Source organism: Eubacterium sp. (assembly GCF_057858645.1).
On the sequence record NZ_DBLZZO010000005.1, the window covers coordinates 100,429 to 109,559 of the forward strand.

Genomic DNA, 9,131 nt, shown 5'->3' on the forward strand with positions numbered 1-9,131 from the left:
CCGGCTCTGTCTGATTTTGATTTTCAACATTTACGATTTAACTTACTTTTATCCCAAAATTTTCTTTAAGTCTTCTTCCGGTGTGCTAATTGGTGATATATTGTAATTGTCTACAAGTATTTTCAACACGTTAGGAGAAATAAATGCCGGCAATGTTGGTCCCAGGAAAATATCTTTTATGCCCAAATGAAGCAATGTTAGTAAGATACAAACTGCCTTTTGCTCATACCATGACAATACCATTGACAATGGCAATTCATTAACATCACATTCAAAAGCTTCTGCTAATGCTATTGCTACCTTGATTGCAGAATAGGCATCATTACACTGACCCATATCCATTATTCTTGGTAGCCCATCTATGTCACCTAAATCTAAATCGTTAAATCTGTATTTTCCACAAGCTAATGTCAAAATAATTGAATCCTTAGGTGTTTGTTTTACAAAATCTGTATAATAATTTCTACCAACTTTTGCACCATCACAACCACCTACCAAGAAAAAGTGACTGATTTTACCCTGCTTAACACCGTCAATTACCTTGTCAGCAACTGATAAAACAGTGTTGTGAGCAAATCCTGTTGTTACGAATTCACCGCCATTTATACCTGTCATTTTGTGGTCTTCACTATAGCCACCCAGTTCCAGAGCCTTCTCAATTACAGGTGTAAAATCTTTATCTTCACCAACGTGTACCATTTCTGGATATGACACAACCTCTGTTGTAAACACTCTGTCCCTGTAGCTTTCCTTAACAGGCATAAGGCAGTTGGTTGTAAATAAAATTGGTCCCGGTACATTATCAAACTCTTTCTGCTGGTTCTGCCATGCTGTACCAAAGTTTCCTTTTAAGTGGCTGTACTTTTTAAGTTCAGGATAACCATGTGCCGGTAACATTTCGCCATGAGTATAAATATTGATTCCCTTGCCTTCAGTCTGCTTAAGCAATAATTCTAAGTCTTTTAAATCGTGACCTGAAATTATTATAAATGGACCGGCTTCAATTGTTAGCGGTACCTTTGTAGGAACCGGAGAACCGTATGCACTTGTATTTGCCTTGTCCAAAAGTTCCATACATTTTAAATTGACTTCTCCAACTTTCAATACTGTTTCTAACAACTTGTCCCCTTCTAAGTCATAGCTTATTACTGATAAAGCTCTGTAGAAAAAGTCGTTTACTTCCTTATCTTCCATCCCAAACATTAATGCATGATATGCGTATGCTGCCATACCTCTAATTCCAAACAATATAAGGGATTTTAATGAGCGAATGTCTTCATCTGCATTCCATAATTCTTCCATATTGTAATCATCTGTATTTCCACATCTGGCTACACAGGCAACACAGCCCGGTACAATTCTGTCTTTTTCCTGATGAACTTTTTCAATCATTTCCTCTAAAGTATTGTCATTAAAGTTTACGTTTGTAACTGTTGTAAATAAACCTTCGATAATAATTCTGTCTGTATTTTGTGTTTTCTGATTATTGCCGCATGCCTTTGCCAAGCCAATCAAAGAACCTGTCAATTGGTCCTGCAAGTTGGCTGTGTTGGCTGTTTTACCGCAAACACCAATACTCTTTGTACAACCACTACAACCTGCTGTCTGCTCACACTGAAAGCAAAACATGCTATTTAAGTTTTCTAAATTTGTTTTTGTATTACTCATTTTTCTCATTCTCCTGTTTTTAATTTTATTTTTATTATTTTCTTTTTTTGTTATTATTTCTTTAGTTAAACAAATTGTGTATTCAACTTATTACACAATTTGAAATTTATCTGTTTTTATTTCTTATACGCAATTTAAGATTTTCCTGTTTTTATTACTTATATGCAATTTAGGATTTTCCTATTTTTATTTCTTATATGCAATTTAAGATTTTCCTATTTTTATTTCTTACATATAATTTTATATTCAGCTAATCAAAGTTTTCATTAATAAGTCTTAATCAAGGATTTCTCCATTAATTGATACTGTTACAACTCTCCATGGAATGAATTTTCCACTGTTTTGAAGAGCATTTTTTGCAGCCATTTCCAAGCCACCACAACATGGAACCTCCATTCTAATAATGGTTACCTCCTGAATATTGTTTTGCTTAATTATCTCTGTCAGCTTTTCGCTGTAATCCCCTTCATCAAGTTTTGGACAACCTATAAGAGTTATTTTTCCTTTCATAAATTCTTCATGGATATTAGCGTAAGCATAAGCTGTACAATCTGCTGCAATTAAAAGTTTTGCACCGTCAAAATATGGGGCATTAATAGGCACAAGCTTTATCTGGCATGGCCACTGTCCTAATCTTGACTGTGGCTTTCCGTAAGAAGTTGCAACTTCTTCATTATTTTCATTATTGTTCAATTTTCTCATTCTGCTTCCCGGACAGCCACTGTGTTTCTCAGATTGAACTTTTTCTGTATTACTATGATTCAAAACTTTCATTCTACTACCAGGGCAACCACCTTGGTTTCCAGACTGTTCTGTTTTTTTCTTCTTCATATTTTCCATAACTGCCTCATGGTCATAAGCCTTTGCCTCCCGCTCTACAAATGTTATGGCACCTGTTGGACATGATGGTAGGCAATCCCCCAATCCGTCACAATAATCATCTCTAAGCAGTTTTGCCTTTCCATTAACCATTCCAATTGCACCTTCATGGCAGGCTGTAGCACAGGCTCCGCATCCATTACATTTTTCCTCATCAATGTGTATAATCTTCCTAATCATTACGACCTCCTAATATAATTTCTGATCCTTGTTTTGTAATTAAACTTTTCTTACAAGCTCCTACACAATTTTGAATTTCCATAAGCAATTCTGTTTTGCGTTCTTTTCATTTTTGTTTTTAATGTATTTGTTGCTTTACAATGGTTATTATATTAGAATAAAATTATTATTTACGTTGTTATAACCACGTTTTTTGATTTTTTTTGAAAGGATTTATTATATGAAATTATCTAATTTAAAATTTTTAAACGATATATCAAAATTAAAATTTTTCAAAAATGTCACTATGGACGAGTTGCAGGAATTAAATAATCTTGGGGCTTTTTCTGAAAAGAATTTTCCTAAAGGCGATATTATTTTTCACACCGGTGATGTTGTTTCAAAAATGGGCATTGTAATCAAAGGACAGGTTTTTATTGAAAGTAATGATTTATGGGGCAATCGAAGTATTCTTAGTGTTGTTGAAAAAGGACAGGCTTTTGGGGAATCCTATGGTTACACTAAATCACCTATGTTGGTAGATGCGGTAGCTGCGGAAAATTCTACTGTGGTATTTTTTAATTTGAACGTTTTGCTGGGGGAAATTTATCAGTCACATTCATGGCAATTCAAAATTCAAAAAAATCTTCTTTTAATTACAACAAACAAAAATATTATTTTATCAAATAGAAGTTTTTGCACTGCACCTAAAACCATACGGGAACGGCTTTCAATCTACTTTTCCCAACAGGTTATGATTAACAAAAGTAACGAATTTTCAATTCCTTTTAACAGGCAACAGCTTGCTGATTTTCTTAATTTGGATAGAAGTGCCTTGTCTAAGGAGCTTTGCAAGATGAGAGATGAGGGTATGATTGAATTTCATAAAAATTATTTCAAGCTAAAAGAATAGGCTGTCGCTAACGCGACAGCCTATTCTTTGAATTATATCAAAAAAGATAGTCGTAGCTCCACACTACAACTATCCTTTATATTTTCTCTTATATATTCCCTGTATATTTTTACACTTCAATTACTGCTGTAGCAATTGCGTTTGGTTCCACTGCCACTTCTGCGCAATGACCATTCAGTCTTAAGTATGCAGGAATTTTTTCTTCTGTTCTGTTAAGCATTACTACTGCAATCATTTTCATTGCTTATACTCATTGTTTATTTCAACTTCCATATGTCTTCATTGTACTGTTCGATAGTTCTGTCTGATGAGAAGAAACCTGCATTTGCAATATTTACAAGCATTTTCTTAGCCCATTCCATTCTATTGTTGTAATCTGCATAAGCTTTTTCTTTTGTTTCAACGTACTGGTCAAAATCAGGGAATGTCATGAACCAGTCTTTATTTAAGAGTTCATTTTTCAATCTTTCAAGATTTTCCTGATTGCCAACCTTTAGCATCTCATCACTTGTAATGAAATCAACAGCCTCTTTTATGTTAGCATTATTTTCGTAATAATTTCTTGAAACATAATCTGCTTTTGCATAATGTTCAATAACTTCATCACTTGACTCACCGAAAATATAAATATTATCGTCTCCAACAAACTGATGAATTTCTACATTTGCCCCGTCCTCAGTTCCAAGTGTTACTGCTCCATTAAGCATAAACTTCATGTTTCCTGTACCGCTTGCTTCTTTTGATGCTAATGAAATCTGTTCTGAAATATCACAGGCAGGAATAAGTTTTTCTGCTAATGTTACATTATAATTTTCAACCATTACTACATTTAAGTAAGGGCTAACTTCCGGATCATTGTTTACGATTTTCTGTAAACATAAAATCAAATGAATAATATCCTTAGCAATAATGTAAGCAGGGGCAGCCTTCGCGCCAAAAATTACTGTAATTGGAGTTTCAGGTTTGTTACCTTTCTTTATTTCTAAATATTTGTGAATAACATATAACGCATTCATCTGCTGACGTTTGTATTCGTGTAATCTCTTAATCTGAATATCAAAAATTGAATTTTCATTTAAATTAATTCCCTGTGTGTCAGCTAAATATTTTTTCAACTGATTCTTATTATCAGCCTTAATTTCAAGCAATTTGTTTAAAGCATCCTGATTATCCATAAGGCTTTCAAGTTTCTTAAGTTCCATTGCATCCTTCTTAAATCCATCACCTATCCATGCCTGAATCTGGTCTGATAATTCACTGTTACAATGAAGAAGCCATCTTCTAAATGTAATTCCGTTTGTTTTGTTATTAAACTTCTCAGGATAAATTTTGTAGAAGTTATTAAGTTCTGAATTCTTTAAAATTTCAGTGTGAAGTGCTGCCACACCATTTACACTAAATCCATAATGAATATCGATGTGAGCCATGTGTACAGTATCATTTTTATCTATAATAACAACACTTTCATCATCAAACTGTCTTCTTACTTTATCATCTAAAATTTCAATAATTGGTACTAACTGCGGAACAACTTCCTGTAAATAACTAATTGGCCACTTTTCCAAAGCTTCTGACAAAATAGTATGGTTTGTGTATGCACATGTTTTCTTTACCACATTAATTGCATCATCTATTGACATACCTTCCTGAACTAACAAACGAATTAATTCAGGAATTACCATTGTTGGATGAGTATCATTTATTTGGATTACTGCATAATCATAAAGGTCATATAAATTGCTTCCTTTTGCCTTGCACTCATCAATTATAAGTCTTGCTCCATTACTTACCATAAAATACTGCTGGTAAATTCTTAATTTTCTTCCTGCCTCGTCGCTGTCATCAGGATATAAAAATAATGTAAGGTTCTTAGCTATGTCATTTTTATCAAAGTCAATTCCATCACCTACAATATTTTCATCTACTGTATCAATGTCAAATAATTCTAACTTGTTAGTTCTATTCTCATAACCTGTAACTGAGATTTCGTACATTCTTGATGTAACTGTAAAATCCTTAAACTGAACTGGATATGTTACGTCTGTCTTCTTGAGCCATGTATTTTCACCAATCCAAGGATTAGGTGTTTCTTTCTGCATATTGTTTTCAAAAACCTGTTTAAACAATCCTAAATGATAATTAATTCCAATACCTGAGCCCGGAAGGCCTAATGTTGCAATTGAATCTAAGAAGCAGGCTGCAAGTCTTCCAAGACCACCATTACCAAGTGATGGCTCAACTTCTATTTCTTCAATTTCTGAAATATTCTTTCCTGCCTGTGCTAACATTTCTTTTACTTCATTGTAAATGCCAAGATTAATCATGTTGTTTGAAAGCAATTTTCCAATAAGAAATTCTGCTGAAATATAGTAAACTTTTTTCTTTCCTTCGTTGCTTTCTTTTTCATCTGCTAACTGCTGTGTAATGTTTAAAAGTCCATTATAAATTTCGCTGTTACTACTTTGTGAAATATCTTTTCCTAACTGCTGCTGTAATCTTTCTTTAATATTCATATATAAAACCCTTTCCTTAAAAAGCCTTTTAATTAAAATGCATTATAAGATGTGTTTATGCACTACCATAAAAGGTGTCAATAGTTACGTTGTTGTTTTACCTACCGGCGTTAATAGTTACGTTATTGTTTTACCTGCTGGCTTTACTGTACCAGTCTTTTGTTATTAGTAATATATCATCATTTTTTAGTGTATTCTTGCAATATTTTCTCATTTTATTGTACAATACTATCATCAATATATTATTTCCGTAAATACTGGTTTCAATTAGGAGTTTTTATGAATACAATAGAGTTTCAAACTTATAAAGAGCAAAAATCACATACCACAGATGAGTTTCCATACAACACTTACCTTTGTACAATTCCGCTTGATTTTCCATCTGTGCCAATTCACTGGCATGAAGAAATTGAGTTAATTGTTATCCAAAAAGGAAAGGGACTTGTCACTTTAGATTTTATTGAATATGAAGTTGAAGCCGGCAATACCATTATTGTACTCCCGGGGCACCTACACTCTATACGTGAAATTTCAGGAGAACGTATGGAATATGAGAATATTATTTTTAAGAAAGAACTTCTGTTTTCTGCAAAAGAAGATATTATAAATTCAAAATTTTTTGAGCCTTTATTTAGAGGTGAAATTAATATCCAAAATTTTATTACACCGAAACTTTCTTTTTATGATGATTTTTCTAACATTATAAAAAATATGGATTCATTAAGTGAAAAAAGAGATTTTGGTTTTCAGATTATGATAAAAAGCAATTTATTTAAACTTTTTTATATTCTTATTCAAAATATGAAAGCTGCCCAATCCAAAGATAATAAGAAATCTGAAGAGAAGGTTAAGGAAATTATTTCTTATATTCATGAACATTATTATGAAGATATTAAACTTAAAGAAGTTGCTGATTTTTGTAATTACAGCACATCTCACTTTATGCGTTTTTTTAAGGAGCATCTGCACACAAGCTTCACTAAATACTTAAATGACTATCGATTAATTCAGGCAAAGAAACTTTTAAGTGAAAGTGATTTAAGCATTCTGGAAGTAGCCGGAAGATGTGGGTTTAATAATATTTCATATTTTAATAGGCTCTTTAAGAAAAAGTATAGCTTAACGCCTAGAGAGTTGCGGAGTTAAAATAAAATCAGTTAGAGATAAGGGGAATAAGCCCATTATCTCTAACTGATTTTATTTCAAAGTTGTCATTTATCGTTTCTCAAAAATAATTTATGTTAGTTGTTAATATATTTATATTCACTAAATATTGGTTTTAACTTTTTCTCCTCACAGCATGTTGGATTATCTAACTGTTCATTGTTATTCCTTATCACTATTTTTTCCGTAAGTTCCACCTAGGATGTCGTAAACATCGTCAACTGAAAGCTCCCCAATTGTCTTATCATCATATGGAAGATTATTTTCCTTCAAATATTCGATTATTGTATCGTTAAAGGAGTAGACCTTTCCTGTTTCCTTATGTTCTTCAATAACATACGGTTTTCCATAATCTGGTGTATCATCAATATATACTGCTCTATCCGTATATGTACAAGTATTACGTCTATTTTTATTAAAAGAATCCTCACTAACGTATTCTCTAACGTAGTCACCAATTTTTTCACAAAATTCCTCATAATCTTCAAAGTCATCCAACCACACCTCATGGAAACCTTCAGTTCGTCTTACAATAATCTTCTTATCTTTCTTTTCTATATTAAATTTAGCCATCTCACCACAGTTAAAATACTCTGTTATTCCGTCAATATCATAAGATACCTTTTCACATATTTCTCTTCGTTTATCATCCTCCCCTGCCACTTCAAGAAGTTGATCCCTCACTACTTTTGCAAGTTCAATAACATCATCCACGCTGGCAAGCCAATCTTCAACAACTATCGATAAACTTTCCTTATTATAACCTACTTCCTGCCATGGCTCTGCATCAAATATGCTTTTAACTATAATCTCCACCAACTCATAGTCTGTTTTTGTTGACATACACATGATAAAATTTGTGCTTACCTCACCCATAACTTATCCTCCTTTGTTGTTTTTATGGTTTCTTTATCATTACAATAATGACAGCATAGTTCTTGTTATGCTCTAATTCTCTGATATTCTCTTGTGTTAATTATATTAAGAGAGCTCTTTTGTCATTCGAAATATCTCTCATATTTTTTGAAAAACTCGTAATAAGTCCTTGTGTTTTCAAGTTCCCACCAATTCTTTATATCTACCGGTGTTTCATCTAAATCATATATTCTTGCCCCCTGTAAAGCCGGAATAAATGGGGAATGTGTCGCAATTATAAACTGACAGCCACAATAGTGAGATAAAGTTTCAAGATACATAATAACCTCCTTCTTACATTTATCACCGCTTATTATCTTCCGTTCTCTTTAGTTTTAACTTTAAAAAATTTCTTACAAGTTGTTTTCTTTTATATTTGTGTCATCTTTGCCTGTGTCAATTATGTTGCAAACAATTCCATCATCCAATATAAATACAACTTTTCCTTTTGCCTTATCACTAATTTTGTCATATAGTCTTCCGGCACTCATAGACTCCCCTTTAACTGTAAAAGGACTGTTTGCTACATACCCTATTTTGCCAAGTCCTTTCATCTTCACCAGAATTGCTTCCTTGTCGTACTCATTATCCGGCTCTTTTTCAAGTTCTACTTCCATCGCTTTTTCCATAAAATCACTACCACAATAATGACTGCAGCCTGCTATTGTAAAATACATCTCATCTCTCATTGTTATACCTCCTCGTTTTTCTATTAAATTTAATTTTTGTTAAATGTTGGAATGTTTGTCTCTTCCTGCTTCTGTTACCATTATACTAAAAAGGGTGTCCTATAAATGGGACTTATAACTACAAATTTCAAAATTTAATTGCAATTTAAACTGCTAGTTTTTCCATGCTACTACTTTTGCAAACTAGCAGTTACCTTTGCAAAAGTGTATATTTTAAGTAGTCTTTGTTTG

At 32.7% G+C, this 9,131-nt stretch carries 8 protein-coding genes and 1 pseudogene; 2 read left to right on the forward strand and 7 right to left on the reverse strand.

Features of this window, described 5'->3' with window-relative positions:
- Nucleotides 1-48 precede the first annotated feature (48 nt).
- Nucleotides 49-1,668: a hydroxylamine reductase gene (hcp, locus tag ACZM4J_RS03125; RefSeq protein ID WP_022164868.1), complete on the reverse strand. Its 1,620-nt coding sequence runs from the start codon at nucleotides 1,666-1,668 to the stop codon at nucleotides 49-51.
- Nucleotides 1,669-1,944: 276 nt separating this feature from the next.
- Complete coding sequence (locus ACZM4J_RS03130) at nucleotides 1,945-2,727, reverse strand: ATP-binding protein (protein WP_022164867.1); 783 nt, start codon at nucleotides 2,725-2,727, stop codon at nucleotides 1,945-1,947.
- A 220-nt stretch (nucleotides 2,728-2,947) separates the two neighbouring features.
- Between ACZM4J_RS03130 and ACZM4J_RS03135 the strand changes: the two genes are divergently transcribed.
- Complete coding sequence (locus tag ACZM4J_RS03135) at nucleotides 2,948-3,619, forward strand: Crp/Fnr family transcriptional regulator (RefSeq protein WP_022164606.1); 672 nt, start codon at nucleotides 2,948-2,950, stop codon at nucleotides 3,617-3,619.
- Between the two features lie 109 nt (nucleotides 3,620-3,728).
- Here ACZM4J_RS03135 and ACZM4J_RS03140 read toward each other — a convergent pair whose 3' ends face one another.
- Together ACZM4J_RS03140 and ACZM4J_RS03145 are read right to left on the reverse strand one after the other, a co-directional pair.
- Entirely contained in the window at nucleotides 3,729-3,860 is a 132-nt protein-coding gene (locus tag ACZM4J_RS03140; RefSeq protein WP_412336336.1) for a hypothetical protein, read from the reverse strand.
- Between the two features lie 16 nt (nucleotides 3,861-3,876).
- Nucleotides 3,877-6,132, reverse strand: a complete 2,256-nt coding sequence (locus ACZM4J_RS03145; RefSeq protein ID WP_428245224.1) for a glycogen/starch/alpha-glucan phosphorylase — start codon at nucleotides 6,130-6,132, stop codon at nucleotides 3,877-3,879.
- Between the two features lie 279 nt (nucleotides 6,133-6,411).
- Here ACZM4J_RS03145 and ACZM4J_RS03150 point away from each other — a divergent pair, with 279 nt between their 5' ends.
- Nucleotides 6,412-7,278 (forward strand): helix-turn-helix transcriptional regulator, encoded by an 867-nt coding sequence (locus ACZM4J_RS03150; protein WP_022164604.1) that lies wholly within the window; start codon nucleotides 6,412-6,414, stop codon nucleotides 7,276-7,278.
- Nucleotides 7,279-7,458: 180 nt separating this feature from the next.
- Here ACZM4J_RS03150 and ACZM4J_RS03155 read toward each other — a convergent pair whose 3' ends face one another.
- The 3 genes and pseudogenes from ACZM4J_RS03155 to ACZM4J_RS03165 form a co-directional block, all read right to left on the reverse strand.
- Nucleotides 7,459-8,172 (reverse strand): hypothetical protein, encoded by a 714-nt coding sequence (locus ACZM4J_RS03155; RefSeq protein ID WP_412622654.1) that lies wholly within the window; start codon nucleotides 8,170-8,172, stop codon nucleotides 7,459-7,461.
- Nucleotides 8,173-8,294: 122 nt separating this feature from the next.
- Nucleotides 8,295-8,462 (reverse strand): annotated as a pseudogene (locus ACZM4J_RS03160) (AAA family ATPase); the annotation flags it as partial.
- Nucleotides 8,463-8,564: 102 nt separating this feature from the next.
- The gene (locus tag ACZM4J_RS03165; RefSeq protein ID WP_022164601.1) at nucleotides 8,565-8,900 is read right to left on the reverse strand and encodes an HIRAN domain-containing protein; all 336 of its coding nucleotides are present in this window, start codon (nucleotides 8,898-8,900) and stop codon (nucleotides 8,565-8,567) included.
- Between the last annotated feature and the right edge of the window lie 231 nt (nucleotides 8,901-9,131).